The organism is Brevundimonas sp. (assembly GCF_046295075.1).
In the GTDB taxonomy this organism is placed as follows: Bacteria; Pseudomonadota; Alphaproteobacteria; order Caulobacterales; family Caulobacteraceae; genus Brevundimonas.
The window spans coordinates 13,039-38,031 of record NZ_JBKBOC010000005.1 but is presented as its reverse complement, the minus strand read 5'-3'; the positions used below and the strand labels follow the sequence as shown (position 1 = coordinate 38,031).

28 protein-coding genes are annotated in these 24,993 nt (G+C 66.3%); 23 read left to right on the top strand and 5 right to left on the bottom strand.

Going from position 1 to position 24,993, the window contains the following annotated elements:
• Window position 1: 1 nt before the first annotated feature.
• The 4 genes from ACK4MH_RS05855 to ACK4MH_RS05840 are packed head-to-tail and all read left to right on the top strand — an operon-like array spanning window position 2 to window position 3,172.
• Window positions 2–631: a TetR/AcrR family transcriptional regulator gene (locus tag ACK4MH_RS05855; protein WP_409716051.1), complete on the top strand. Its 630-nt coding sequence runs from the start codon at window positions 2–4 to the stop codon at window positions 629–631.
• Window positions 628–1,434 carry an ABC transporter substrate-binding protein gene (locus ACK4MH_RS05850; RefSeq protein WP_409716048.1) on the top strand — a complete coding sequence of 269 codons (807 nt, stop codon included), beginning with the start codon at window positions 628–630 and terminating at the stop codon, window positions 1,432–1,434. The genes ACK4MH_RS05855 and ACK4MH_RS05850 overlap by 4 nt, the downstream gene beginning before the upstream one ends.
• 8 nt (window positions 1,435–1,442) lie before the next feature.
• Window positions 1,443–2,420 carry a FecCD family ABC transporter permease gene (locus ACK4MH_RS05845; protein WP_409716045.1) on the top strand — a complete coding sequence of 326 codons (978 nt, stop codon included), beginning with the start codon at window positions 1,443–1,445 and terminating at the stop codon, window positions 2,418–2,420.
• The gene (locus ACK4MH_RS05840; protein ID WP_409716042.1) at window positions 2,417–3,172 is read left to right on the top strand and encodes an ABC transporter ATP-binding protein; all 756 of its coding nucleotides are present in this window, start codon (window positions 2,417–2,419) and stop codon (window positions 3,170–3,172) included. The genes ACK4MH_RS05845 and ACK4MH_RS05840 overlap by 4 nt, the downstream gene beginning before the upstream one ends.
• On the opposite strand, the gene ACK4MH_RS05835 is transcribed toward ACK4MH_RS05840, so the two are convergent.
• The gene (locus ACK4MH_RS05835; protein WP_409716039.1) at window positions 3,166–5,226 is read right to left on the bottom strand and encodes a transglycosylase SLT domain-containing protein; all 2,061 of its coding nucleotides are present in this window, start codon (window positions 5,224–5,226) and stop codon (window positions 3,166–3,168) included. The genes ACK4MH_RS05840 and ACK4MH_RS05835 overlap by 7 nt on opposite strands.
• A 125-nt stretch (window positions 5,227–5,351) precedes the next feature.
• Here ACK4MH_RS05835 and dapA point away from each other — a divergent pair, with 125 nt between their 5' ends.
• A complete protein-coding gene (gene dapA, locus ACK4MH_RS05830) occupies window positions 5,352–6,236 on the top strand; it encodes a 4-hydroxy-tetrahydrodipicolinate synthase (RefSeq protein WP_409716036.1) in 885 nt (294 codons plus the stop codon).
• Window positions 6,236–6,709: an SsrA-binding protein SmpB gene (gene smpB / locus ACK4MH_RS05825; RefSeq protein WP_159851251.1), complete on the top strand. Its 474-nt coding sequence runs from the start codon at window positions 6,236–6,238 to the stop codon at window positions 6,707–6,709. Before dapA ends, smpB begins: the two co-directional genes overlap by 1 nt.
• Window positions 6,710–6,712: 3 nt before the next feature.
• Here the strand turns inward: smpB and ACK4MH_RS05820 are convergent, their stop codons facing one another.
• Both ACK4MH_RS05820 and ACK4MH_RS05815 read right to left on the bottom strand, forming a co-directional pair.
• Complete coding sequence (locus ACK4MH_RS05820; protein ID WP_409716033.1) at window positions 6,713–7,351, bottom strand: uracil-DNA glycosylase; 639 nt, start codon at window positions 7,349–7,351, stop codon at window positions 6,713–6,715.
• Window positions 7,348–7,884, bottom strand: a complete 537-nt coding sequence (locus tag ACK4MH_RS05815) for an NYN domain-containing protein (RefSeq protein WP_409716030.1) — start codon at window positions 7,882–7,884, stop codon at window positions 7,348–7,350. The genes ACK4MH_RS05820 and ACK4MH_RS05815 overlap by 4 nt, the downstream gene beginning before the upstream one ends.
• On the opposite strand from ACK4MH_RS05815, the gene folK reads away from it, so the two are divergent.
• From folK to recO, 16 genes are all read left to right on the top strand, one after another.
• Window positions 7,883–8,464, top strand: coding sequence for a 2-amino-4-hydroxy-6-hydroxymethyldihydropteridine diphosphokinase (folK, locus tag ACK4MH_RS05810; RefSeq protein WP_409716027.1), 582 nt, complete (start codon window positions 7,883–7,885; stop codon window positions 8,462–8,464). The genes ACK4MH_RS05815 and folK overlap by 2 nt on opposite strands.
• Before the next feature lie 47 nt (window positions 8,465–8,511).
• Window positions 8,512–8,949, top strand: coding sequence for a cupin domain-containing protein (locus ACK4MH_RS05805; protein WP_409716024.1), 438 nt, complete (start codon window positions 8,512–8,514; stop codon window positions 8,947–8,949).
• Window positions 8,950–9,033: 84 nt separating this feature from the next.
• Entirely contained in the window at window positions 9,034–9,393 is a 360-nt protein-coding gene (rpoZ, locus tag ACK4MH_RS05800; RefSeq protein WP_135196016.1) for a DNA-directed RNA polymerase subunit omega, read from the top strand.
• A 224-nt stretch (window positions 9,394–9,617) separates the two neighbouring features.
• Complete coding sequence (locus ACK4MH_RS05795) at window positions 9,618–11,684, top strand: RelA/SpoT family protein (RefSeq protein ID WP_409716020.1); 2,067 nt, start codon at window positions 9,618–9,620, stop codon at window positions 11,682–11,684.
• 99 nt (window positions 11,685–11,783) lie between these two features.
• Window positions 11,784–13,463, top strand: coding sequence for a pesticin C-terminus-like muramidase (locus ACK4MH_RS05790; RefSeq protein ID WP_409716017.1), 1,680 nt, complete (start codon window positions 11,784–11,786; stop codon window positions 13,461–13,463).
• A 24-nt stretch (window positions 13,464–13,487) separates the two neighbouring features.
• Window positions 13,488–14,057, top strand: a complete 570-nt coding sequence (locus ACK4MH_RS05785; RefSeq protein ID WP_409716014.1) for a hypothetical protein — start codon at window positions 13,488–13,490, stop codon at window positions 14,055–14,057.
• Between the two features lie 30 nt (window positions 14,058–14,087).
• The gene (locus ACK4MH_RS05780; RefSeq protein ID WP_409716011.1) at window positions 14,088–14,801 is read left to right on the top strand and encodes a hypothetical protein; all 714 of its coding nucleotides are present in this window, start codon (window positions 14,088–14,090) and stop codon (window positions 14,799–14,801) included.
• Window positions 14,802–14,861: 60 nt separating this feature from the next.
• Window positions 14,862–15,446, top strand: a complete 585-nt coding sequence (gene pyrE / locus ACK4MH_RS05775; protein ID WP_409716008.1) for an orotate phosphoribosyltransferase — start codon at window positions 14,862–14,864, stop codon at window positions 15,444–15,446.
• A gap of 4 nt (window positions 15,447–15,450) precedes the next feature.
• Window positions 15,451–16,191 carry a pyridoxine 5'-phosphate synthase gene (locus tag ACK4MH_RS05770; protein WP_409716005.1) on the top strand — a complete coding sequence of 247 codons (741 nt, stop codon included), beginning with the start codon at window positions 15,451–15,453 and terminating at the stop codon, window positions 16,189–16,191.
• Window positions 16,188–16,589: a holo-ACP synthase gene (acpS, locus tag ACK4MH_RS05765; RefSeq protein WP_409716002.1), complete on the top strand. Its 402-nt coding sequence runs from the start codon at window positions 16,188–16,190 to the stop codon at window positions 16,587–16,589. The genes ACK4MH_RS05770 and acpS overlap by 4 nt, the downstream gene beginning before the upstream one ends.
• 55 nt (window positions 16,590–16,644) lie before the next feature.
• The gene (gene lepB / locus ACK4MH_RS05760; RefSeq protein ID WP_409715999.1) at window positions 16,645–17,538 is read left to right on the top strand and encodes a signal peptidase I; all 894 of its coding nucleotides are present in this window, start codon (window positions 16,645–16,647) and stop codon (window positions 17,536–17,538) included.
• A complete protein-coding gene (rnc, locus tag ACK4MH_RS05755; RefSeq protein ID WP_409715996.1) occupies window positions 17,538–18,248 on the top strand; it encodes a ribonuclease III in 711 nt (236 codons plus the stop codon). The genes lepB and rnc overlap by 1 nt, the downstream gene beginning before the upstream one ends.
• Window positions 18,245–19,192 carry a GTPase Era gene (era, locus tag ACK4MH_RS05750; protein ID WP_409715994.1) on the top strand — a complete coding sequence of 316 codons (948 nt, stop codon included), beginning with the start codon at window positions 18,245–18,247 and terminating at the stop codon, window positions 19,190–19,192. Before rnc ends, era begins: the two co-directional genes overlap by 4 nt.
• 6 nt (window positions 19,193–19,198) lie before the next feature.
• Window positions 19,199–20,446, top strand: coding sequence for a serine hydrolase domain-containing protein (locus ACK4MH_RS05745; protein WP_409715990.1), 1,248 nt, complete (start codon window positions 19,199–19,201; stop codon window positions 20,444–20,446).
• A 48-nt stretch (window positions 20,447–20,494) separates the two neighbouring features.
• The gene (locus ACK4MH_RS05740) at window positions 20,495–20,971 is read left to right on the top strand and encodes a nuclear transport factor 2 family protein (protein ID WP_409715987.1); all 477 of its coding nucleotides are present in this window, start codon (window positions 20,495–20,497) and stop codon (window positions 20,969–20,971) included.
• A complete protein-coding gene (recO, locus tag ACK4MH_RS05735) occupies window positions 20,971–21,702 on the top strand; it encodes a DNA repair protein RecO (RefSeq protein WP_409715984.1) in 732 nt (243 codons plus the stop codon). The genes ACK4MH_RS05740 and recO overlap by 1 nt, the downstream gene beginning before the upstream one ends.
• Here the strand turns inward: recO and ACK4MH_RS05730 are convergent.
• Window positions 21,699–23,429: a cytochrome c biogenesis protein DipZ gene (locus ACK4MH_RS05730; protein WP_409715980.1), complete on the bottom strand. Its 1,731-nt coding sequence runs from the start codon at window positions 23,427–23,429 to the stop codon at window positions 21,699–21,701. The two genes, recO and ACK4MH_RS05730, sit on opposite strands and share 4 nt — an antisense overlap.
• Window positions 23,426–24,556 (bottom strand): NAD(P)H-dependent flavin oxidoreductase, encoded by a 1,131-nt coding sequence (locus ACK4MH_RS05725; RefSeq protein ID WP_409715977.1) that lies wholly within the window; start codon window positions 24,554–24,556, stop codon window positions 23,426–23,428. The genes ACK4MH_RS05730 and ACK4MH_RS05725 overlap by 4 nt, the downstream gene beginning before the upstream one ends.
• A gap of 82 nt (window positions 24,557–24,638) precedes the next feature.
• Here ACK4MH_RS05725 and ACK4MH_RS05720 point away from each other — a divergent pair, with 82 nt between their 5' ends.
• The gene (locus tag ACK4MH_RS05720; protein ID WP_409715974.1) at window positions 24,639–24,959 is read left to right on the top strand and encodes a hypothetical protein; all 321 of its coding nucleotides are present in this window, start codon (window positions 24,639–24,641) and stop codon (window positions 24,957–24,959) included.
• Window positions 24,960–24,993 lie beyond the last annotated feature (34 nt).

Sequence of the window (24,993 nt, the reverse complement as noted above, 5' to 3'; positions counted from 1 at the left end):
CTTGTCTGACGTTTCGAACTCTTCGCGCACGACCCGAAAGCCCAAGGGCGAAGGCCATTCGCGGCGCGGCGAAATCCTGACGGCGGCCGAGCGAATCTTCGTCGAGCATGGCTATGAGGGCGCAACGATTCGCAAGATCGCGGACGAGGTCGGCCTGTCTTCCACGGCGCTGTACATGCATTTTCCTGACAAGGGCGCGATCCTGCAGGAAATCTGCCGCGACGCCTTTGCGCGCCTGATCGCCGCCAATGCGGCGGTGGCGGACGAGGACGCGCCGCCGGTGCGACGGCTGCGGCGGATGATCGAAGGCTATGTCGCGTTCGGCTTCGCACATCCCAATGCGTATCGGTTGATCTATCTGACGCGGCCGGTCGAGGCGCGAGAGGGCGCGCAGGACATGGCGCGCGAACTGGGCAGCGGTCTGTTCACGACGCTGGAAGCGACGGTGGCCGACGCGGTGACGGCGGGCGACCTGAAAGGCGATCCCAGTGTGCTGGCCCAGGCCATCTGGGCCACGGCGCACGGGGTGGTGTCGTTGATGATCACCAAGCCGTATTTTCCGTGGGCGGATCGTCAGATGCTGGTCGATACGATGTTGGACGCCATGTTCTCGGGCTTGCCCCGGCCATGAAGCGGAGCCTGGGGGCGTTCGCGGCCCTGATCTTGATCGCCAGCGCAGGCGTGGTCCAGGCGAGGCCGTTGCGGGCCATGGCGCTTGATCAGTGTGCGGATCAATATGTTCTGGCGCTAGCGCCGGATGCTGAACTGGCGCTGTCGCCCCGAGCCGACGATCCCGACGCCTGGTTGCGGCGCGAGGCGGCCGGACATAGGCGGTTGCGGCCGACACTGGAGGCAACTGTGGGTTTCAGGCCGGATGTGGTGGTCCGCTACTGGGGCGGCGAGCCTCGATTGCTGACGGCGCTTGAACAGCGCGGGGTCAAGGTGATCACGATCAATGACGCCGTCGATCTGGAGGGCGTTCGCCAGAACATCCGCACGGCGGCGCGCGATCTGGGCGAGGTCGAGCGAGGGCGCCGGCTGGAGCAGCGGATGGACGCCAAGCTGGCGCGAGCGGCGCCGGTCAGCCAGACGACGAAGGCGCCGGGGGCGGTCTATCTGACCTCGGGGGGCTTCACCTCCGGGCCGGGCACGCTGATGGATGCGATGATGCGCGCGGCGGGATTTCGCAATCTGACTACGGCCCCCGGTTTCGGCGCCGTCAGCGTGGAGCAGATCGCCCTGAATCCGCCGGCGCGGTTCATCCTGGGCTTTTTCGATCAGTTGAGGGCCGACCTGCGCGGCCCCGGTCGCCATCCGGTCGTTCGCCGGGCGGCCGAGGGACGGACGGCGGCGCGGTTGCCAGCAGCCAGCCTGACCTGTCCCGCCTGGTTCGCGGCCGATGCTGTGGAGATGATGGCTGAGGGCCGGCCGTGATCGCGACGATGCGACTGTGTCTGATTCTGGGACTGTTGATCGTGACGGCCTTGGCGCTGGCGATCCTGGCGGGCGAGACGGCGTTCAGCGGAGCGCAATATGCCGCCGCGTTCGGCGATCCGAAGTCGGGACCGGCCGAAGTGCTGTGGCAGGTGCGGGCGCCGCGCGCGGTCTGCGCCCTGGTCGTCGGTGCAGCCCTGGGTCTTGCCGGCGCAGTGATGCAGGGGCTGCTGCGCAATCCCCTGGCCGATCCGAGCGTGCTGGGCGTGTCGGCGACGGCGGCCCTGGGCGCAGCGTTGGCCATCGTGCTGGGTGCGGCGGCCGTGCCGGGATTGGTCGAGGTTTCCGCTTTGGCGGGTGCGAGCCTAGCGGGCGGACTGTTGATCGCGGCGTCCAGAGCCATGCGCGCGCCCGAAGCGCTGATCCTATTCGGGGTGGCGCTGTCGAGTTTTGCTGGCGCCGCGACCGCATTGATCTTCAACCTGTCGCCGTCGCCGATCGCCTCGGCTGAGGTGATGTCATGGCTCTTGGGATCAGTGCAGAACCGAAGCTGGGTCGATGTGGCCTGGGCGGCTCCGGCGGTGATCGTTGCAGCGGTGTTCGCCGGTCTATCCGGATCGGGCCTGCGGATGCTGACCCTGGGCGACGAGGGGGCGGCGACGTCAGGATTGAACATGGGGCGAATTCGATTGTTCGCCCTGATCGCGGCGGCGGTGGCGACCGGCGCGGCGGTCGCGGTAGCGGGTGTCATCGGTTTCGTGGGCTTGGCCGCGCCGCATCTGGTGCGGGCGGCGGTGCGGGGCGACGCCAAGCGTATATTGGCGCCGTCGGCGCTGGCGGGCGGGCTGATGCTGATCGTCGCGGACCTGCTGGCGCGGCTGACGCCGACGGATCAGGAGTTGAAGCTGGGCGTGTTCACGGCCCTGATCGGCGCGCCGTTATTCGCCTTGATCGCCTGGCGCGCGGCGCGGGAGTGGCGGCTGTGAGCCTGTTATCCCTGGAACGGGTGCAGGCGCGGCTGGGCAAGGCTGTCGTGCTGGACGGCGTGGACCTGTCGGTTGCGGCCGGCGAGGTCGTCGCCCTGTGCGGGCCGAACGGGGCGGGCAAAAGCAGCGTCATTCGTGTGGCCGTCGGCCTGCTTGATACCACCGGCGGTCAGGTCAGGCTGGGCGGGACGCAGATCGCAGACCTGTCCCATCGTCAGAGGGCGGAATGGGCGGCCTATCTGCCTCAGGAGCGGCGTATCGCCTGGAACCTGCCGGCGGTCGAGGTGGCGGCCTTGGGTGCGCCCTTCCTGTCGGGCGCAGAGGCGCTGACGCGGGCCGTGGCGGCGCTGGACGAGGTGGGCGCCGGTCATCTGGCCGACCGCGGCGTTGCCGAAATGTCGGGGGGAGAGCGGGCGCGTGTGCTGCTGGCCAGAGCCCTGGTGGTCGATGCGCCGCTGCTGCTGGCCGACGAACCGATTGCGGGGCTGGACCCGGACGCGCAGCGGTTGGTGCTGGAGCTGCTGAGGGCGCGGGCTGATGGAGGAGCGGGGGTGCTGGTCAGCCTGCACGATCTGACGCTGGCCGCGACGATGGCGGACCGTGTCGTGGTGCTGGATCAGGGCAGGGTGGTCGCCGACGCCGCACCGATCCAGGCCCTGTCGCCCGCCGTCCTGCGCGAAGTGTTCGGCCTGGACGGCGGCTGGATCGATGGGCCGAACGGGCCGCTGTTGGCGGCCCGCCGGGCTCAGTAGGCGGCGTAGGGTCGAGGACCGGCCGCCGAACCGCGCGAAATGTCGGCCGACGGCGTCAGCGGCGCCGTTCCGCCGTTCAGGCGCGCCTTGTAGACGGCCATGTTTTCCATCACCCGCATCATGTAGTTGCGCGTCTCGGTGAAGGGCGCGCATTCGATGAAGTCGATGGCGGCGGTGGCGTCGCCGCGCGGATCGCCGCATCGCGACACCCACTGGCCAGATCGCGCCGGTCCGGCGTTATAGCCCACCGTCGCCAGCAGCATGGAGCCGCTGTTCGACGCCATCAGCTCACCCAGGTGATAGCTGCCCAGGGTCATGTTGTAGTCGGGATCCCACAACTGCTCGGCCGAATAGCTCATGCCTAGACGGCGCGCGACGCCCGAGGCGGTGGACGGCAGGAACTGCATCATGCCGCGCGCATCGGCGCCGGAACGGGCGCGGGGGTCGAAGCTGGATTCCTGGCGCGTGATGGCCTGGGTGAACTCCAGCGGGGCGGCGCCGCCGACCTGGGGCGGGACGCGGATGGGATACATGCGCTCGGGCATGACGAAGCCACGCTGGCTGGCGGCGCGACCGACCATCATGGCGGTGAAGCCTTCGCCATAGCCGCGCGACAGGTCCATCAGCAGGGCCAGATCTTCGATGGTCGGCAGATCATTGTCGAGCTGATAGGCGAAGACACGCATTAGGCTGGTCTCGCCGGTCTCGCCCAGGATGCGCGTGGCGCGTACGATCTCGTTGCCTTCGAAGCGGGCGATGTCCGACTGGGACGGGACGGGTTCGCCCGGCAGCTGAAGCGTCGTCATGCCCGCTTTCTCGGCCGCCAACTGGCCGTAGAAGGTCTGCCAGTGCTGAGCGCCGTTGCGATAATAGGCGAGGGCGGCGTCGCGTTCGCCCCGCGCCTCTGCGGCCCGGCCCAGCCAGTAGTAGGCGCGGCCTTGGGTGATCGGGGTGGAGGAGGCGGTGCGCAGGGCCTCGAAGTGGCGGGCAGCGACCTCGGGCTGGTTCAGCTTGGTCAGGGCGACCCAGCCGGCGAAGAAGTCCGCATCCACCATCCGGTCGCCCGAGGTGAAGCCGTGACCGTTCATGGCGTCATAGGCGGCGCGCCAGTTGCCCTGTTGCAAGGCGTCGAGGAAGTAGTTGCGACGCTCGCTCCACAGGGTGTTGTCGCCCGCCGTGTGGGCGGGGGCGGCCGGCAGGTTGGCCAACAGGGCGAAACCCTCGGACTGGCGGTTCTGCGAACGCAGCAGGCGGACGCGTTCCAGAACGACGGCGGGATCGGCGGCCTGGGCAGGCGTCAGATTGGCGATGACGGCGTCGGGGCTGTAGGCCGAGCGCAGGGTCATGACCGTGTTTGCGATGGCGGCGCGATCAGGCGAGACCAGATTGACCATGCTGCGCGTCGCCGGGCCATGCGGGCCGAGCAACAGCATGTTCAGCCGCGCCTCGTGATCGGCGGGCGTCAGCCAGGATCCCCACTGGCCCAGGATGCGCGACTGGGGCGCGTCATCGAACGAGCGGGTGCGCCACCAGTCGCGAACTAGGGCGCGGGCCTCGTCCTGACGGCCGCGTTGCTCCAGGGCCGAGGCATAGGCTATGGCGCCTTCCACCGTCGTGGGCTTGCCGTCGGACATCAGGGCCAGGGCCGCATCGGCGCCCATGCCGGAACGGTCGAGAACCTTTTCGGCGGCGGCGCGGCGTGATTCGTTGCGGGGCCAGCCGGCGAGATCGCTCTGGCCGCGCGCGAGGTCCGCATAGGACAGTTGCTCGCCCGAGGTGTCGATCAGCGCCCATTCGACCAGTTTGCGCGCCGAGGCGTCGCGGATCTGGGACATGGCGGACTGGGCGCCGAAGACGTCGCGTGCGCGGGCGGCGGCGAGGCCCTGGCGAAACAGCGCCGTGTCCTGATCGTTCAGCACGCGCCCCTGATAGGTCGCGGAATAGCCGGGCACGGACGACGACGCCGACGCGTAGGGAACAGGCTGGGTCGGCAGGACGTCCTGCGGGTTCGGCGCAAGGACGGCGAGGGCCGCCGCCAGACTGGTCGCTATCATGATCTGTCCTGTTCTCATTCAATCCGGTTGCGGCGGAGCCGCTGGCGACCTAACGTCCCGCGCTCATTGCAAAGGCGATGAACATCCGTCCATCGTCCCTCCCCACGCAGGCCAAGTTTAGTCCCATGACCGCCCCCTTGTTCAAGGGCGTGATCACCGCCCTGATCACACCACTTCGTGACGGAAACGTGGACGAAGCCGCATTCGCCAGATTGCTGGAGCGCCAGATCGCCGCAGGGGTCCACGGCGTCGTGCCGATGGGCACGACGGGCGAGGGCGCCAGCATGGATCTCGACGAGCACAAGCATGTGATCGAACTGTGCGTGCGGTTGGCGGCCGGTCGCGTCAGCGTGATCGCCGGCACGGGCTCGCCCTACACCAAGGAAGCCATCGACCTGACCCGCCACGCCAAGACGGTGGGCGCGGACGGGGCGCTGATCGTGACGCCCTATTATATCCGGCCGTCTCAGGCGGGGATGGCGGCGCATTTTGAGGCCGTGGCCGACGCGGTTCAGTTGCCGATCCTGCTCTACAATGTGCCGGGTCGCACCGGGGCCGACCTGTCTAATGAGACGGTGGCGCGGCTGGCGGCCCATCCGAACATCGTCGGCATCAAGGATGCGACCGGCGACATGAGCCGGGTCAGCTGGATGCGGACCAACATCGGCGGCCAGTTCGACCTGATCTCGGGCGATGATCCCAGCTATCTGGGCTATCACGCCCATGGCGGGGTCGGGCTGATCTCGGTGGCGTCGAACGTCGCGCCGGAAGCCATGGTCGCCCTGCACAATGCGGCGGCGGCGGGCGACTACGCCACGGCTCGCGACTGGCAGGACCGGCTGATCGGCCTGTGCAAGGCGCTGTTCCTCGACAATTCTCCGGCGCCGGCCAAATACGCCTTGGCCAGGCTGGGGCTGTGCGACGAAGAGGCGCGTCTGCCGCTGTCGCCGACCTCGGATGCGGTCAAGCCGCTCATCGACCGCGCCATGGCGGATGCGGGCGTCGGCTGATGGCGCCGCAACCCCAATCCAAATCCAAGGTCATCGCCGAGAACCGCCGCGCAAGATTCGACTATTTCCTTGAGGAGAATATCGAGGCCGGGATCCAGTTGCTGGGCACCGAGATCAAGGCGCTGCGCGACGGGCGGGCCAATATCGCCGAAAGCTATGCGGCGGTGGAGGGACGCGAGATCGTCCTGATCAACGCCGACATCCCGCCCTATAAACAGGCTAACCGCTTCAACCACGAGCCGCGCAGGCCGCGGAAGCTGCTGCTGCACAGAAAGCAGATCGACCGTCTGATCGGGGCTGTCCAGCGCGACGGCCAGACGATCATTCCGCTGAAGCTCTATCTGAACGACGCAGGCAAGGCGAAGCTGGAGATCGCCCTGGCCAAGGGCAAGAAGCTGCACGACAAGCGTGAAGCCTCGGCCGAACGCGACTGGCAGCGCGACAAGGCCCGGCTGATGCGGGACAAGGGCTGAGCCTCAGGCGTCGATCAGGGGGCGGACGCGGTCGAAGATGTCCTCGAACATCTGGGGCGTCAGGCGGCCGGTGTTCGTGTTCAGCCGTGAGCAGTGATAGCTGTTCAGGATAACGTAGCCGCCGGCCTCGCCCTGGGCGCCATGGCCTGCGGGCATGGCGGAGGCGGGACGGCCGAACGCCTTGAGGATATTGCGGCGTGAAACGTCGCCCAGGGTCACGATCACCTTTAGATTGGGCAGCAGGGCCAGCCGGTCGATCAGGAACGGCCGGCAAGTGGTTTCCTCGATCGGCAGCGGCTTGTTGCCGGGCGGAGCGCAACGGACGGCGTTGGTGATCATGCAGTCCGTCAGCGTCAGGTCGTCGTCGCCGTTCGGGTCATAGTGACCCTGCGCGAAGCCCGTTTTCTTGAGGGTGTCATAGAGCAGCCAGCCGGCATGATCGCCGGTGAAGGGGCGGCCGGTCCGGTTGGCGCCGGTGCGGCCGGGGGCGAGGCCCGCGATCAGCAGGCGCGCGTTCGGATCCCCGAACGAGGCGGCGGGACCGTTCCACCAGTCCGGGTTCTGGCGCGCGTTTTCCTGGCGATAGGCGACCAGGCGCGGGCACAGCGGACAGTCGCGGGGCGGCTCGGGCGTCAGCATCATTGGGCGCTCTTGGGACGGCCGAAGTCGGCCATCATGTCGTTCAGATCGATGAAGGCGTCGGCCTGGCGACGCAGTTCGTCGGCGATGTGCGGCGGCTGGGTCTTCTGCGTCGAGACGACGGTGACACGCACGCCACGCGCCTGAACCGCCTGAACCACCCGCCGAAAATCGCCGTCGCCGGAGAATAGGACAGCGTGGTCGATGTGCGGGGCCAGCTCCAGCATGTCCACCGCGATCTCGATGTCCATATTGCCCTTGATCCGACTGTGGCCCTGGCCGTCGGTGAAGCGCTTGACCGGCTTGGTCACGACCGAAAAGCCGTTGTAGTCCAGCCAGTCGACCAAAGGTTTCACGGGCGAGAATTCTTCGCCTTCGACCACGGCCGTATAGTAATAGGCACGCGTCAGGATGGATTTCTCGCGGAACCAGTCCAGCATCCGCCGGAAGTCCATGTCATGCTGCAAGGCGCGCGCGGCGGAATAAAGGTTCGAGCCGTCGATGAAGATCGCCAGCCGGTCGGTGGGATGAAACATGGTCGATGCCGTCGAAAGAGATGAAAAATCGGACTGCGCGGCCGCGCTCGCCGTCGATGTCGGAATCGACGACGAGTTTGACCTGAATGATGCAGTCATCGTGGCGCTGGGCTGCAATGACAAGGGGGTTTGGTCCTCATGCCGCGAAGCGCTGGAGGCGGCGCTGGCGCGTTTTCGCAGCGAGGGGATCGATGTCGTGGCGCGGTCGTCGTGGTGGTCGTCGCTGGCTTGGCCCGATCCGCAGGACCCGCCCTTTCTGAACGGCGTCGTCATGGTGCGTACCGCCCATGATCCGCACGAACTGATGGCCGCGTTGGGACGGATCGAGGACGCGTTCGGTCGCGAGCGGTCGGTTCGCAATGCGCCGCGAACGCTGGATCTGGACCTGGTCGCCTACGGGCGACTGAGCGGTGATCTGGACGGGTTGATCCTGCCCCATCCCCGCGCAGCCGAGCGCCGGTTCGTCATGGGGCCGATCGCTGAGATCGCCCTGGCCTGGGTGCATCCGACGCAGGGTGGGACGGCGAGCGAACTGGTCGAGACCGCGTCGGTCGGTCGCGACGCCCATCCCTTGAAGTAGGTGGCAGTTCGTGAGCTGATCTCGGTCCTGACACCGGGAGACATTTCATGCTCGTCCTTTCTCTGGCCGTCCTGCTCGCTGCCGGAGCGGTGCAGGAATCGCATCCTGCGCCTGCCTCGCCCCCGGCTGGCGTCGGTCTGGTGATCCATGAGGCGGATACGATGGTTCGCCAGCCGCCGCCCCATAACGGAACGGGGATGAGCACCGCCTATCGAATCTCGGATGTCGCGCCGAACCGGTCGATGGAGTTCAGGAAGCGCGTGATGCACCCCGGATCGTCAATCGGGCTGCACGTCATCGCCCATGACGAGGTCTATCATGTCGTCAGCGGGGAAGGGGATGTGACGAGCGACGGCGTCACGACGCGCATGAAGGCCGGGGACACCGCCTATCTGTACGATGGTGGAAATGTCGGTATTACGCAGGTCGGCGAGGCTGACCTGGTGCTGATCATCGCCTATCCGCTGGCGCGGCGGACCGACTGACGCCGCAGTTTCGCCCCTGTGACGTTGCAAAAGTCAGTCCTCATCTGTATTTGACGCGGTTCTCCCCCGCGTTCGAGGAATTTCATGGCCCGCGTCACCGTCGAAGATTGCATCGAGAAAGTTCCGAACCGCTTTGGTCTGGTGCTGATTGCCGGCCACCGTGCTCGTAGCATCGCCAATGGCTCCGCCCTGACGATCGACCGCGACAACGACAAGAACCCGGTCGTCGCCCTGCGTGAGATCGCCGACGACACCGTCGTTCCGGACGAACTGCTGGAGACCATCATCACCACGCTGCAACGCGTCGATGAGCGCACGGAAGCCGAAGACGAGGCGGAAACGGTCGCCCTGCTGGCCGCGCCGCAGCACATGAACATGGCCGAGGCCGAACTGATCCGCGCCCTGCAGAGCGACCGCGACGGCGGTCAGGAGGAGCGGTACTGACGCCCGAGGGAGCCCCTGGCGTCACTATCCTGCCGGCGCGGACCGAAACGGTTCCGCCGGCGCCCCAAGCTGCAAACAAAAACGACCCTAAATCGGTCGCCGCCGATTCGGGGCGGCCGATCAAGCGCGCGCCGATCCTGCGCCAGTTCGAGCTGATCGAGGCCGTAAAGGCTTATGATCCGACAGCCGACGAAGCGCTTCTGAACCGCGCCTACGTCTATGCGATGAAGATGCACGGCTCGCAGTTGCGAGCCTCGGGCGATCCCTATTTCGCCCACCCGATCCAGGTCGCGGGCATTCTGACCGACTACAAGCTCGACACCGCCACCATCGTCACAGCCCTGCTGCACGACGTGGTCGAGGACACCTCGGCGACCCGCGACGACATCGCCGGCATGTTCGGCGAGGAGGTCGCGGTCCTGGTCGAGGGCGTGACCAAGCTGTCGCGGCTGGAGCTTCAGGCTGAGCACACGCGCCAGGCCGAGAACCTGCGCAAGTTCATCCTGGCAATCAGCCGGGACGTGCGGGTGCTGCTGGTCAAGCTGGCGGACCGCCTGCACAACATGCGCACGCTTCAATATGTGAAGCCGGAGAAGCGCGAGCGCATCAGCCGCGAGACGCTGGAAGTCTATGCACCGCTCGGCCGGTCGATCGGCATCCACTCCATCGCTTCCGAGCTGGAAGAGCTGGCCTTCACCCACCTGAATCCGACCGCCAAGACCGCCATCGAGCGGCGGCTGGAGGCGCTGAAGCTGGAGCATGGCCGCGCCATCGAGGGCGTGGCGGACGAGGTCGAGCGGGTGCTGTCCGAGGCGGGCCTGAAGGCCAATGTCTATGGTCGCCAGAAGACGCCCTATTCGATCTGGCGCAAGCTGCAGCGCAAGTCGGTCGGCTTTTCGTCCTTGTCCGACATCTATGGCTTCCGCGTCATCGTGGAGGCGGAAGACGACTGCTATCGCGCGCTGGGCGTCATCCACCGCGAATGGCCGATGGTGCCCGAGCGGTTCAAGGACTTCATCTCGACGCCCAAGTCGAACAACTATCGCTCGCTGCATACGACCGTCGTCGGGCCGCGGGGCCTGCGCATCGAGATGCAGATCCGCACCGAGGAGATGGACCGGATCGCCGAGGACGGTGTCGCCGCCCACTGGCGCTACAAGAACAAGTCCTATGGCTTCGACCGCGAGGCGATGGAGCAGGGCGGCGGCCGAGACCCGCTGCAGAATCTGCGCCATCTGGTGCAGGTGATCGAGCACGGCGAGGGCGGCGAGGATTGGGTCGAGCACGCCAAGCTCGAAATGTACCTGGATCAGGTGTTCGTCTTTACGCCCAAGGGTCAGCTGGTGACGTTGCCGCGCGGCGGCATGCCTCTGGACTTCGCCTATGCCGTCCACACCGAGGTCGGGGACACGGCGGTCGGGGTCAAGGTCAACGGCGAGCTGAAGCCGATGCGGACGCCGCTTCAGAACGGCGACGTGATCGAGATCATTCGGGGCTCCAAGCGCGAAGTGCCCGCCGACTGGCGCAGCCTGACCGTCACCGGGCGGGCGCGGTCGGCGATCCGTCGCCACATCCGCACGTCAGAGCGGGAGGAGTTCATCAAGCTGGGCCGCGTTGCGCTGGATCAGACGCTGGGCCGCGTGGAGAAGTCCCTGGCCGACGTGTCGCTGAAGCCGGTGCTTGAGATGCTGGCTGTCGCCAATGACGAGGATCTGTTCGAGGGACTGGGGCGTGGACGGTTGTCGCCCACCACTGCGGCCGAAATCCTGTTCCCTGCGCTGAAAGGGCGGCTGAAGGCCGGGCCGGAGAAGCAGCGGATCGAGGGCGACAAGGCGCGGCTCTTCGTGCGTGGCGGCGGGCTGACGCCGGGCGTGACGGTGCATTTCGGCCAATGCTGCACGCCGGTGCCGGGCGATCGGATCGTCGGCATTCTGGAGCCTGAATCCGGCCTGACGGTGCACACCATCGATTGCCAGACCCTGGCCAACTTCGCGGATGACGATTCGGTCTGGCACGACCTGCAATGGACGCCGCAGGCCGAGACGGACGCCGTCGCCGCCGCCCGTATTCGCGCGACGATCCGCAATGCGCCGGGCGTGCTCGGCCAGGTCACGACCCTGATCGGCGAGGCCGGCGGCAATATCATCAACCTGTCGATGGCGCATCGGCAGCAGGACTTCTTCGACGTCGACGTGGACGTCGAGGTCGAGGACGCCAAGCACGCGACCATGATCATGGCGGCGCTACGAGCAAATCCGTCAGTCGATTCCGTCGAACGCGCGCGGGGCTGAATCTTTCGGGGGCGTCCCTAGCTAGGGACAACCCCGATTGCGCCGCACGGTGCGAAAGCGAACTCTGAGGCGGTCAAAGACTGTTCGAGAGTAGCTCCGATGTCCGTCAGCGCCGTTTCATCGTCTCAAAACCAAAGCGCCTCACCTGCCGACGATGACTATGTCGTCAAATCCGGAGACACCCTGTCCGGCATCGCCGAGCGTGCAGGCGTGTCCCTGTCTTCGGTGATCGCAGCCAATCCTCAGATCAGCAATCCGCATGTACTGCGTATCGGCCAGAGCGTGACCATCCCGGATCGGACGGGTCCTTCGCCCGATGTCGAGCCGCGCAGCTACGCCATTCGCGCTGGCGACACACTGTCCAGCATCGGCGACAAGTTCAATCTGGACTGGCGGATGTTGGCCCAACAGAACGGGATATCCAATCCCAACCTGATCCGGCCCGGTCAGGTGCTAAGCATCGACACCGGCCCAGAGACCGCCAACGCGACGGTCGTCGGCAACGTACAGTCGCCTGCGACGGCCCAATCGGCCGGGGGTTCGGGTATGTCCGAGGCCGGGGTAAAAGCACTTTATGATCGCGAAGCGCAGGCCGGTGTCAGCAACCGACCGCACTGGCCCGGCGGCTCTAGTGGCGTGACGGTCGGGCCGGGATATGATCTGGGCGGACGGTCGGCCGCAAGCGTCATTACCGACCTGACCAGCATAGGCGTGGATCGCGCCTCTGCCGAGCGATTGGCCGCAGGCGCGGGTCTGAAGGGAACGCAAGCCCGTGACTTCGTCGCCGACAACAAGGACGCCGTGAACCTGACCGCGACACAGGAACGCGCCCTGCTGGACAAGGCGATGGTTCCCTACGCCGCAGCCGTGAAGGACAACGTCAAGGTGGCTGTGACGCAGAACCAGTTCGATGCTCTGGTCTCGTTCGCCTACAACATCGGCGTCGGCAAGGGCGGTTTTCCTGACTCGACGGTGCTGCGCCGCCTGAATGCGGGCGACTCGGTTGGCGCCGGTGAGGCCATGGCGATGTGGAACAAGTCGGACGGCCAGGTGAACCAGGGGCTGATCAATCGACGCGAAGGCGAGATCGCTCAGTTCAACCGCCCAAGCGGACCGGCGAACTTGAACGCCGCCTCCTCGACCACAGTGACGCCCGCGACGACGAATGCGCCTGCGGGTTCCCCCGCCGCCTACGCCGCAATCATCCAATCTCAAGGCTCGGCCCAGGCGAAGGCGGATCTGGACGCCGGCCGCGCCGTACTGTTGGGCGTGCGCAGCCCCTCGAACTTCACCGTCAACGGCGGGGAGGGCGAGTACAACGACACCATGGTGATCGTCCAGAAATCCGGCGATGGCTATACCGCCCAGACCTTCAGGTTGAACACCGAGCCCTCCAGCCAGTATCTGGACGCCGGTCGTCCAAAGCCGCCTGACGTCAATGGCGACGGCAAACCTGATCTGGGTCAGTTGCAGTCTGGCCAGACGATCCAGTACCAGGTCGGTACGTTCCTGAACGCCCGCGCGCTGAAGGCTGTCGGCAATCAAACCAATACCGTCCAAAGAGATATCGACGGAGACGGCCGGATCACCTCGTCCGACATGAATCAGCAAGTTCGCGGTGCGGCGGGGATGCACATCCACATCGGCGGTGCGGCAGACACCTATTCCATGGGCTGCCAGACCTTGCCCAAGGCCGAACATGGACGCTTCTTCGACGCTCTGGCGAATCTGCCGCAACAGTCCCGCTTCTCCTACGTTCTTGTGGACGCCCCGCGATAGGCGGCGACATGACAAGGAGCAGGAATGCGACTTTTGATTCTGGGCGGAGTCGTCTGCCTTGCCTTGGCGGCCTGTTCGAACGGCGAAGCCGAGAGCCCGGGTGCGCCAGCTTCGGACACGTCCTCGTCGGTCCCGATTTCCGAGACCAAGCCCGCCGAGACTGCGGTTGAGCCGGGCAACGGCATGCTGACCATTGGCAGGATTTCGGGCGAATGGCGCGTCGCGAGCGTCGGTGTTCTGGTCAGCGGTCCCGTCCAGGCGCTTGGGATTGACGATCCGACCTTCATGGGACGCACGATCAGCATTTCGGCCGATCAATGGTCGTGGGGGCCGGCTGCAGCCGGACAGTCTGGCGCCGATGCTTCTTCCTGCAGCGGCCCCAGCCTGATGCTGTCGGGCGAAAATCTGGAACATGCGCTGGGGGTTGAGGCGCCGCCGCTCGGCATTGCGCCGGACATGCTTTCACACCCCGCATTCGATGTGATGTGCGCGGGGGGAGGAGACAGCGCCTACGCCACGGTTTCACTGCTCCCTGACGGACGGATGATCATGACCTGGCTGGACGGCGCCCTGCTTGTGCTGACACGGAGATGACGCTCGTTCGGCTTTGTGGAGGAGCCTTTGTTGGAACGCAGGGATCTTATGCATCCTCACGGCAATACCGCTGCGATTAAGTCTCCAGAGAGAACTCTTGCCGCTGTCGCTGTGCTGCTGATTTGGGGTTGCGGCGACGGCCAAGCGAGTGTGGATCGACCATCGATGCTTGCACCCGCGCAAGCGGAAGCAGCGGTAAACGTCGAGACTGCCGCGCAGGACGAAGCGACGGCGGTGGTCTGGCTGCGTGAACAGGCGCAGGAGCCGGGTCTGGCCGAGCGCTATGAGCAGGCGATCAAGGCGCGGATCGAACGCCTGTCGCTTTGTCAGACCGATCAATGCCGAACGGCGGCCCAGGCGGACCGGACGGCCGCCGCAGCGTTTGCGGCCGGTCGCCCGGCGCGTTTCGAGGGCCTGCCTTTTTCGGGCGGCATGTTCGCGCGCAAGGAGCCGGATTTTTCTGGCCCGGTGCGGATCGTGCCGCTGGACGGTGGAAGCGCGCTTCTGGTGATCGCGTTGTCGTTCAAGGGCCGTCCGTCGTGCGACCTTCAAGGCGTGATGACGCCGAGGGACGAGGGCGGCTGGCGCGTCGAATCCCTGACGCCAGAGCTGCCGGACATGGTGGTGACGGCTAACGGACCGGATGGCATTTCGCTGGCCTACGCGGATGCCGGCCACGAGCCTTGGCAGACCGATTATTGCACGACCGGCGTCAGCATCGACGGCGACTATGTGCGTGGATAGAGGAGAGCGAACGGCCTGAATGCTTGTTCGTGGGCACGGCGCGCTTTAAGTCAGGCGGCCATGAACACCCAAGACGTCCTCAACGAGTTTCGCGACGCTGGCGCTCTGCGCGAAGGCCATTTCGTCCTGTCGTCGGGCCTGCACAGCCCGGTCTTCCTGCAGAAGAACCTGGTCTTTATGGACGGGGCGCGCTGCGAGCGGCTTTGCAAGGCGTTGGCCGACAAGATCGTCGCCACGGTCGGCCCGGTCGATGTCGCCATCTCGCCTGCCGTCGGCGGCATCATACCCGGCTATGAGACGGCCAAACACCTGAACGTCCGTTCGATGTACGTCGAGCGCGAGGGCGGCCAGTTCAAGCTGCGTCGCGGCTTCTCGGTCGAGCCGGGCGAGAAGGTCGTCATGGTCGAGGACATCGTCACGACCGGCCTGTCGTCGCGCGAATGCATCGCCGCCATTCAGGCGGCCGGGGGCGAGGTGGTCGCCGCCGCCTGTATCGTCGATCGTTCGGGCGGCAAGGTGGACGTGGGCGTGCCGCTGATCGCCCTGGCCTCGCTGGAGGTGCCGGCCTATTCGGCCGACGCCCTGCCGCCGGAACTGGCCGCGCTTCCGGTGGAAGATCCCGGCAGCCGCAGATTGTCGAAGTAGAGCCATGCGCGAACGGGTCAGGCTGGGTGTCAACATCGACCACGTCGCCACCGTGCGAAATGCGCGCGGCGGGACGCATCCCGATCCGGCCCGCGCAGCCGAGGCCGCCCTCGCGGCCGGGGCTGACGGGATCACTGCGCACCTTCGCGAAGACCGCCGCCATATCACCGACGCCGACATCGATGTGCTGAGCGCCCTGTGCGCGCGTGCGGGCAAGCCGTTGAATCTGGAAATGGCGGTGACGGAGGAAATGCTGGCCATCGCCCTGCGGCACAAGCCGCACGCCGCCTGTCTGGTGCCCGAGCGGCGCGAGGAGGTCACGACCGAAGGCGGTCTGGCGGTCGCGGGCCACGAGGCGCGCATCGCCCCTGTGGTCAAGGCGCTGGCGGATGCCGGCATCCGAGTCTCGCTGTTCATCGAACCCACCGAGGCGCAGGTCGAGGCCGCCGCCGCCGTGGGCGCCCAGGTCATTGAGCTTCACACCGGCCGCTATTGCCATCTCACAGACCCTGGCGAGCGGGAGGTCGAGTTCGAACGGTTGGCGGCCGCCGCCGCACAGGCCGACATCCTGGGGATGGAGGTTCATGCGGGTCACGGGCTGGATTACGACACGGCGCCGCGCATGCTGGCGATCCCCGAGATTCGCGAACTGAACATCGGCCATTTCCTGATCGGCGATTCGATCTTCATCGGTCTGGACGGCGCGATCCGGCGCATGCGGGCCGCGATGGATGCGGCGAAATGATCATCGGCGTGGGCGCTGATCTGTCGGACATCCGCCGTATCCAGACCTCGCTGGATCGGTTCGGGGATCGCTTCAAGAGCCGCTGCTTCACCGAACTGGAACGCACGCGCTCGGATCGCAAGCCTGATCCGGCGTGGAGCTACGCCAAGCGTTTTGCAGCCAAAGAGGCCTGCGCCAAGGCGCTGGGCACGGGAATGCGGGCCGATGTCTATTGGCGCGACATGGGGGTGGTGAACCTGCGTTCCGGCCAGCCGACGATGGCTTTGACCGGGCATGCGGCCGAGCACCTGGCGCGGCTGACGCCGGCCGGACATGAGACGAAAATCCACCTGACGCTGAGCGACGAACATCCCTATGCGCTCGCCTTCGTGGTGATCGAAGCCTTGCCGCAGTCGTAATCAGGTTATAGGCGTGCGCGATGACCGCGCAGACGCGGCGAGGATGCCTGATCGCATGAGCGAAGACCACAAGCCCGACGACGCCAAACGCGACGCCACTCCCGAAGAGCGATTTGCGGCATCGGAGGCGGACGCTCCGGTCAAGTCGGTGCAAGATCCGACCACGGCAAACCACAAGGTCTATGCGCAAAAGCCCGGAGGTCGTGACAAGACGCCGTCCGCAGCCAGCGAGACGGGCGAGATCTTCAAGACCATCGTCTTCGCCCTGCTGATCGCGATGGTGCTGAGGATTTTCCTGTTCCAGCCCTTCACCATTCCGTCGGCCTCGATGGAGCCCAACCTCTACGAAGGCGACTATATCGTCGTGTCGAAGTGGTCGTACGGCTTCTCGAAACACTCGATCCCGTTCAGCCCGCCGCTGTTCGACGGCCGGATCATGGGCTCGGCGCCCAAGCGCGGCGACGTCGTCGTGTTCAAACTGCCGCGTGACAACAAGACGGACTTCATCAAGCGCGTGATCGGCCTGCCCGGCGACCGCATCCAGATGATCGCCAACAAGCTGTATATCAACGACAAGCCGGTTCAGGACGTCGTGGTCAGCGAGCAGGAGATCAACGACATCTTCGGCCCGCGTCCGGTGACCGAGGTGCGCGAGACCCTGCCCGAGGGCAATAGCTTCATGACCCAGGACTTCGGTCCCGGAAACGATCTGGACGACACCCCGATCTATGAAGTCCCGGCCGGCCATTACTTCATGATGGGCGACAACCGCGACAACTCGATCGACAGCCGCGTCGAACAGTCCAGCGGCGTGGGCATGGTCCCGGCCGAGAACCTGGTCGGCAAGGCGCAGATCATCCTGTTCTCCTGGAAGCCCGGTTCGTCGCTGTGGAACCCCGTCAGCTGGTTCAACGTGCGGCTCGACCGGTTCTTCAACGTCTTGAAGTAATGGCGAATACGCGAGCTGAATCCGTCGCGGCGCTGGAAACGCGCCTGGGACACACGTTCAAGGACAAGGCGCTGCTGGAGCGCGCCCTGACCCACGCCAGCGTGGGCGAGGGGGCGCCGGTCGGGATCCACGGTCCGCGCGATAACGAGCGGCTGGAGTTTTTGGGCGACCGGGTGCTGGGCCTGCTGGTCGCCGAAAGGTTGTCGGCAGAGTTTCCGACGGCCGACGAGGGTCAGTTGTCCTCAAGCCTGCATGCCCTTGTCGACAAGACCGCCTGCGCCCGCGTCGGCGAGGCGCTGGGCGTCGGTCCGGCCCTGCGGCTGTCGCCAGGCGAGACCAAGACGGGCGGTCGTCGCAAGGCCGGCGTCATCGCCGATGCGGTCGAGGCCATATTGGCGGCGGTCTATCTGGATGGCGGCCTTGATGCGGCGCGGAGCTTTTTCGAAGTCGCCTGGGCAGACGAACTGTCGGCGCCGCCGTCACGCACCTTGACCAATCCCAAGTCGGCGCTGCAGGAGTGGGCGCAAGGGCTGGGGCGGCCGCTGCCGACCTATCGCGTGTCGGATCGGACGGGTTCGGATCATGCGCCCACATTCACCGTCGAAGTTTTCGTGCAAGACGTGCAGCCCTTGACCGCGCAAGGGCGTTCGCGTCAGGAGGCGGAGAAGGCGGCCGCAACGGCTCTCCTCAAACGTGAAGGCGTCATTTGACCGATTTCGAAAACCAGCGCGCGGGCTTTGCCGCCATAATCGGCGCGCCGAACGCCGGCAAGTCCACGCTGGTGAACCGGCTGACCGGGTCCAAGGTCTCGATCGTCACGCAAAAGGTGCAGACGACGCGCTTTCCCGTGCGCGGCATCGCGATGGAAGGCGACGCCCAAATCGTGTTGGTGGACACGCCCGGCATCTTCACGCCGCGTCGTCGTCTGGACCGGGCCATGGTCGCCTCGGCTTGGGGCGGGGCCCAGGATGCGGACATAGTCGTCCACCTGATCGACGCCCAGTCGCACATCAACTCGGAAGGCCGTGAAGGCACGGCGGCCGATCGCCGATCGGCCGAGGACACCGAGACCATCATCGCCAATCTTCAGTCCACCGGCACCAAGGTGGTGCTGGCGCTGAACAAGATCGACGGCATGCGCCGCGACACCCTTTTGGCCCTGTCGCAGAAGATGTTCGAGAGCGGCGTCTATTCCGAGGTCTATATGATCTCGGCCGCCAACGGCGACGGCGTCGAGGACCTGAAACAGCGTCTGGCCCTGTCCATGCCGAAGGGGGCGTGGCTCTATCCCGAGGATCAGGCGGCCGATGTGCCGGTGCGGGTTCTGGCGGCGGAGATCACGCGCGAGAAGGTCTATCTGCGCGTCCACGAAGAGCTGCCCTATTCGGCGGCCGTGGAGACCACCAGTTTCGAGGAGCGCGGCGACGGCTCGGCCCGGATCGAACAGACCATCTATGTTGAGCGCGAGAGCCAGCGGCCCATCGTCCTGGGCAAGGGCGGTCAGACGCTGAAATGGATCGGTCAGAAGTCGCGCGAGGAGCTGAACGAGCTGCTCGGTCGTCAGGTCCACCTGTTCCTGACCGTCAAGGTCGATCCGAAATGGCAGGACTCGCGGGCGCTCTATGCCCAGTTCGGTCTGGATTTCGACGTCTGAGTTCCTGTGTTTGAAGTACCGCGTACCGCCGGGGGGCATCCCCGGCTCGTTCTGGGCGTCCTTGGGGCGCTGATCCTCGGCGGCGCGGTCTGGGGCGGCATCGCCACGGCCGTCCCCCCCAAGACCGATGCAGCCTTGGTGACGGAGCGGGCCGATGCCCCGCCGCGTCCGCCCTTGGTCGTGGTTCAGGATTTGCCGCAACTGGCTGCGCGTATGGATCGCGAGGCGGCGGCAGGCCGGTTCATGGGGGCGGTTCTGGTGGCCAAGGGCGACCGGGTGCTGTTCCGCCAGGTCTATGGCAAGGCGAATTACGAACGGAACCAGCCGCTGGCGCTGGATTCCCGCTTCCGCCTGGCCTCGATCTCAAAACAGTTCACGGCGACGGCGATCCTGAAGCTTCAGGACGAGGGCAGGCTGAACGTCTCCGATCCCGTCTGCAAATGGATCCAGCCCTGTCCGCCGGCCTGGGGGGCGGTGCGGATCAGCCATCTGCTGTCGCACACCTCGGGCATTCCCGATCTGATGGCGCGGCCCGGCTGGGGCATGCGACGCACGACCCCGGCGACGCTGAACGAACTGACCGAGGATTCGAAGCAGTTCGGCCTGCAGTTCGAGCCGGGAACGAAGGTCCGCTACGACAACGCCGGGTTCAACCTGGCCGCCGCCATCGTCGAAAAGGCCAGCGGTCAGCCCTACGAAGCCTATATGCGTGACGCCTTCTTCAAGCCCCTTGGGATGAAGGACAGCGGGCTGGATCTGGACGGCGGCGACCACGACGTCATCATGGGCTACGCCAACTTCCCCGGCGGCCTGGCGGCCCAGCCGAACGCCAATACCTCCATCGTTGCGGGGGCCGGCGCGGTCTATTCGACGCTGGACGACCTGCTGGTCTGGCAAAGGGCGCTGCATCGCGGCGCGCTGCTGACCCCGGCCAGCTATCAGCAGATGCTGGCCGACCATGCGCCGGCGGACACGAAGCCGAACGAGCGCAGCCATCCGCGTCGGGATTGGGGCTTCGGCATCTTCTCGAACCGTCTGGGCGATCAGGTCAGGCCCAGTTTCCAGGACCGCCAAATCTATCACACCGGCAGTTGGGGCGGGTTCCGTAACCTGATGCTGTATCAGCCCGACGCCGACGTGACGGTGATCGTCCTGTCCAACAACTATCATCTGCGCGACCAGGTGTTTCTGATCAGCCAGCAGGCGATGGCCGAGGCCCTGGGGCGCGAGTTTCCGACCGCGCTGGCGCGCTGAGGCATCCGCCTGGTTTCCCAACGAGGAGAACAGGACTAGAACAGACGCATGATCGCCCTTTTCGCCGCTCTCGCCCTGTCCGCGTTTCCGATGCAGGCTTCGGATGACCCCGCCGTCGCCGCAGGCGTCGTTCTGGACCGGATGCATGAGGCCGCGTCGCGCGCTGACGGCGACGCCTATTTCGACCTCTTCACCCCCGACGCCCGGTTCATCGGCACGGATGCGACCGAGCGCTGGTCGCTGGCCGAGTTTCGCGCCTATGCGATGCCGTTCTTCTCTCGCGGCAAGGGCTGGACCTATCGGCCCCATGACCGGGTGGCGACCCTGGCGCCGGGCGACTGCCGCTGCATCGTCTGGTTCGACGAACTGCTCGACAACGACGCCTATGGGCTGACGCGGGGGTCCGGCGTGCTGCGCCTGACCGACGAGGGCTGGAAGATCGAGCAATATGTCCTCAGCTTCACGGTGCCGAACGACAAGGCCAAGGGCGTGGTCGGGCTGATCGCCGAAGGTTCGGCCGACTGATGGACTTTCACGAAGAGGCGTTCGTCCTGTCGGCGCGCAGCCATGGCGACACCGGGTCCGTGGTCGATCTGTTGACCGAGAACCACGGCCGGCGCTCGGCCTATGTCGCGGGCGGGGCGTCGCGCAAGATGAAGCCGTTCCTGCAAGCCGGGGCGCGGGTCGTGGCGGATTATCGCGCGCGAACCTCGGATCATCTGGGCGCCGCGCGGCTGGAGCCGGTGGGAGAGGGGCCCAGCGCCCTGTTCGACGACGCCCTGGCGCTGACCGGGTTGGCGGCGGCGGCCGGTGTGGCGCAAGGCGCCTTGCCCGAGCGCGAGCCGCATCCCGGGGTCTTTCTGGCCTTCGAGGCGCTGATGGCGGCCTTCGCCCTGCCGGATGTCTGGCCCGCCATTTTCGTGCGGTTCGAGGCGGGGCTGCTGGAAGACCTGGGCTTTGGCCTCGATCTGTCGAAATGCGCAGCGACGGGCACGGCCGACGACCTGATCTATGTCAGCCCCCGCACCGGTCGCGCCGTCAGCCGCGACGCCGGCGCACCCTATGCCGACAAGATGCTGACCCTGCCGCCCTTCATGCTGGGCGCCCAGGCGGGGTTGATCGAGGGCGACGTGAAGGCCGGTTTCGACCTGACCGGGCATTTCCTCGAACAGTTCGTATTCCACCCGCAGAACAAGCCCCTGCCGGCCGCGCGCGTCTGGATGCTGGACAAGCTGGCCGACGCCGGTCGCCTCTAGCCGAAAGTGAAGGCGAAGACCTGGACGCCGGGATCCAGGAATTCGATCTCGAACGTCCGTTCGCGTACCGCGCCTGTCTGGCGAACCAGTTGATAAAGCCGCTCGCCGTCGATGCGGCCCATGCCTTGCGCGTCGATGTCGCTGCCCGCATTGGGGCCGGGCGCGGCGCCATCGACAAGGATGCGGAAACGCGGCTGTTCGCCGGTCTTGCTCGGGCCCATCACCAGATGCAGGTCGCGCGCCTTGAAGCGGAAGGCGACACGCCCTCCAGCAGTCTGAAGGTCGGCGTGTTCGCGGGTGACCCTCCAGCGGCCGGACAGGGTCCAGCCGTTCAGTTGCAGCGGGGCGGTGACGTAGTCCTTGATGACATCGTTGGCCAAGCCGCCGGGAGAACGGAAGTTCTCGGCGCGCGCATAGCCCACATAGGTTTCCGGCGATTCGACCTGCGACATGTCGGCGGCGGCCTCTGCGCCCTGGGCCTGAACGTCGACCACGTCGCGGGCGACGTTCGCCGCGCCGGCCTCTTTCAAAAGCTGCTGAATGACGCGTTCGGAGCCGTCATAGTCGCCCTCGCCGAAGTGGTGGTGGCGAATCTGGCCCTTGGCGTCGATGAAGTAGTGGGCGGGCCAGTACTGGTTCTTGAACGCACGCCAGATGGCGAATTCGTTGTCCATGGCGACCGGATAGGTGATGCCCAGCCGCTGAATGTTCTGGCGGACGTTGGCCTCGGATTTTTCGAAAGCGAACTCTGGCGTGTGGACGCCGATCACGACCAGACCCTGATCCTTGTACTTCTCGGCCCAGGCGCGGACGTAGGGGATGGAGCGGATGCAGTTGATGCAGGAGTAGGTCCAGAAATCGACCACCACCACCTTGCCGCGCAGCTGCTCCGTCGTCAGGGGCGGCGTGTTGATCCAGGTCGTCGCGCCGGTCAGTGGCGGCATCATGCCCTCGACCGGCAGGTTGGCCAGGTCGGTCGGGGCTTCGTTCGTCGGCATGCCGCGCCCGATACCGCTGAGCAAAGCCTGCTCGATCCGGCTGGTGCTCGCCGCCGAGATGCGGGTCAGCAAGCCTGTGTCGGCGCCCAGGCCGATGATGACCACGCCGATCAAAACCAGCACGCCCAGCCCGCGACGGACCCATTCGCCGACGCCCAGCGCACCCTTCATGGCCTTGAACACACGACCGCCGACCAGCAGGGCCAGACCCAGGGAGGTCGCTGCACCTGCCGCATAGGCCAGCAGCAGCACCGTCGTGCCGACGCCCGCGCCCTGAAGCGCGGCGCCCGTCAGAATCACGCCCAAGATCGGCCCGGCGCATGGCGCCCACAGCAGACCCGTCGCGACGCCGAGCAGCAGAGAAGCTCGCACCTCGCCCTGATCGCCACTGTGACGTTCCGCACGGTCCGTCAGCCAGGACCCGGCAGCGACGAACGGCCGCATCAGGCGGTCGCCCAAGGCGGGGAACAACAGGCCGAGGCCCAGCACGGCCATGACCGTCAGGGCGATCCATCGTCCGACCTCGTTGGCGCGAACCGCCCAGCCTCCACCCAGCGCCGCAAGGGTCGCCACGCCCGCGAATGTCACCGCCATGCCGACCAGCAGAGGAAAGCCGTTGCGCAGGAAGGGGCGACCGGCGCGGGCGAAGACGAACGGCAGGACGGGCAGAATGCAGGGGCTGACGATGGTCAGGACGCCGGCGAGGTAGGACAGCAGGAACAGGATCATGGAGCGGCCTGACGGAAAGGGTGGTTCTTCCCTACGTTCGAACCAACGGGCCGGTTGGTTTCATCGCTGCGGAAAATGTTCGCGGCGCGTCGGATTTCCTCGGCCAGCGTCCGCACGAGTTGATCCGCCGGCATGACGCGGGCCAGCGGCGCGCCCTGTCCGGCCCATTGGGCGGCGTAGCCGTCGTCATCGGCCGCCTTGGCCGCTGTGTTCAGCGCCTTGCCGATGTCGTAGGCGCGGGGATAGGCGGCGATAGCGTCGGGTTCGGCGGAGCGCATGAAGGCGTTCTCGATCCCTCTGGCGGGCCGACCGGACAGCACCGCGGAGACGCGGGTCCGCTGGGCCTCCTGACCCGCCATCGCCCATCGATAGGCAGTGTCGGCCGAAGACTCGGGGCAGAGGACGAAGGCCGTGCCCATCTGGGCTCCAGCCGCGCCCAGCGTCATCGCCGCGATAATGCCTGCGCCGTCCATGATCCCGCCTGCCGCAATGACGGGAATGGTCAGCCGGCTGGCCAGCAGTCGGGTCAGCGGCAGGGTTGCGAACCGCAGGTCATCGGCGGGGTCGAACACCCCGCGATGGCCTCCGGCCTCCCAGCCCTGGGCCACGACCATGTCGATCCCGGCGCCCTGAACGGCTTGCCCCTCGGCCGGCGAGGTGGCGGTCGCAAGCAGGAGGACGCCAGCGGCCTTCAGCGCGGCGATCTGCTTCGGCTTCGGCAGGCCGAAATGAAAGCTGACCACGGCCGGACGTTCCTCCAGCAGGACCGTCAACTGAGAGTCGTCGTCGAGGAAGCTGGGATAGATGTCGCGCAACTGCTCCGGCGGCTGGGCGTCGAACGGCGCGAACAAGGGGCGCAGGCGGTTTATCCACGCCTGGTCCCCAGCCAGATCAGGCGCGGCGGTGGCATGGCAGAAGACGTTGACGTTGAACGGTCGGTCGGTGAGAGCGCGCGTCGCCTGAATCTGACGCCGGGCTTCCTCGGCGTCCACGGCGCCGATGGCGATGGAGCCGAGCGCGCCTGCATTGGAGACGGCGGCGGCCAGCGCAGGCGTCGAGGTTCCCGCCATCGGCGCCTGGATGATCGGATAGTCCAGGCCGATGGCTTCCGTCAGTCGGCTGTTCACGATGCGCTCCTTGGTCGCCTTTGCAATTAGGCGTCGTCGGCTTGTCACGAAAGGGGCGCGCCCATAACCTCGCGACATGCTTTTGGCCGACATCATCGCCGTTCTCGCCTGGTGCGCTATCCTGGCGCTTGCCTTGAACTACCGGAAGCGGAGCGCAGCGGATGTGCGCTGGCCGATGCAATGGGGCTTCGACGGCAAGCCCGTTTGGTATGCCAAAAGAGATTTGGCGGTTTTCTTCCATCCGATCTTCTTCGGTTTCATGCTTGCGTGCTTCGCGGCCCGTGGCGGAACCGCAGAGGCGCCGCAGGACTGGATTGCGATCCGTGTCATGACCGCCGGCGTCTTTGTGCTGAGCTGTTGGCTGCACCTTCGCTTCGCTTCGCGCCAACTATCCCCGACTTAGGCGCAGCTTCGGGCTAGACTTCCGGCTTCCCATC

Coding starts and splice junctions, on each gene's coding strand:
- ACK4MH_RS05850 (WP_409716048.1), top strand. CDS start 628: ATGAAGCGGAGCCTGGGGGCGTTCGCGGCCCTGATCTTGATCGCCAGC.
- ACK4MH_RS05795 (WP_409716020.1), top strand. CDS start 9,618: ATGAAGATGCACGGCTCGCAGTTGCGAGCCTCGGGCGATCCCTATTTC.
- ACK4MH_RS05785 (WP_409716014.1), top strand. CDS start 13,488: ATGCGACTTTTGATTCTGGGCGGAGTCGTCTGCCTTGCCTTGGCGGCC.
- smpB (WP_159851251.1), top strand. CDS start 6,236: ATGGCGCCGCAACCCCAATCCAAATCCAAGGTCATCGCCGAGAACCGC.
- ACK4MH_RS05845 (WP_409716045.1), top strand. CDS start 1,443: ATGCGACTGTGTCTGATTCTGGGACTGTTGATCGTGACGGCCTTGGCG.
- lepB (WP_409715999.1), top strand. CDS start 16,645: ATGAGCGAAGACCACAAGCCCGACGACGCCAAACGCGACGCCACTCCC.
- rnc (WP_409715996.1), top strand. CDS start 17,538: ATGGCGAATACGCGAGCTGAATCCGTCGCGGCGCTGGAAACGCGCCTG.
- ACK4MH_RS05740 (WP_409715987.1), top strand. CDS start 20,495: ATGATCGCCCTTTTCGCCGCTCTCGCCCTGTCCGCGTTTCCGATGCAG.
- ACK4MH_RS05770 (WP_409716005.1), top strand. CDS start 15,451: ATGCGCGAACGGGTCAGGCTGGGTGTCAACATCGACCACGTCGCCACC.
- ACK4MH_RS05820 (WP_409716033.1), bottom strand. CDS start 7,351: ATGATGCTGACGCCCGAGCCGCCCCGCGACTGTCCGCTGTGCCCGCGC.
- recO (WP_409715984.1), top strand. CDS start 20,971: ATGGACTTTCACGAAGAGGCGTTCGTCCTGTCGGCGCGCAGCCATGGC.
- ACK4MH_RS05790 (WP_409716017.1), top strand. CDS start 11,784: ATGTCCGTCAGCGCCGTTTCATCGTCTCAAAACCAAAGCGCCTCACCT.
- ACK4MH_RS05815 (WP_409716030.1), bottom strand. CDS start 7,884: ATGTTTCATCCCACCGACCGGCTGGCGATCTTCATCGACGGCTCGAAC.
- rpoZ (WP_135196016.1), top strand. CDS start 9,034: ATGGCCCGCGTCACCGTCGAAGATTGCATCGAGAAAGTTCCGAACCGC.
- ACK4MH_RS05835 (WP_409716039.1), bottom strand. CDS start 5,226: ATGATAGCGACCAGTCTGGCGGCGGCCCTCGCCGTCCTTGCGCCGAAC.
- ACK4MH_RS05730 (WP_409715980.1), bottom strand. CDS start 23,429: ATGATCCTGTTCCTGCTGTCCTACCTCGCCGGCGTCCTGACCATCGTC.
- acpS (WP_409716002.1), top strand. CDS start 16,188: ATGATCATCGGCGTGGGCGCTGATCTGTCGGACATCCGCCGTATCCAG.
- pyrE (WP_409716008.1), top strand. CDS start 14,862: ATGAACACCCAAGACGTCCTCAACGAGTTTCGCGACGCTGGCGCTCTG.
- ACK4MH_RS05805 (WP_409716024.1), top strand. CDS start 8,512: ATGCTCGTCCTTTCTCTGGCCGTCCTGCTCGCTGCCGGAGCGGTGCAG.
- dapA (WP_409716036.1), top strand. CDS start 5,352: ATGACCGCCCCCTTGTTCAAGGGCGTGATCACCGCCCTGATCACACCA.
- folK (WP_409716027.1), top strand. CDS start 7,883: ATGGTCGATGCCGTCGAAAGAGATGAAAAATCGGACTGCGCGGCCGCG.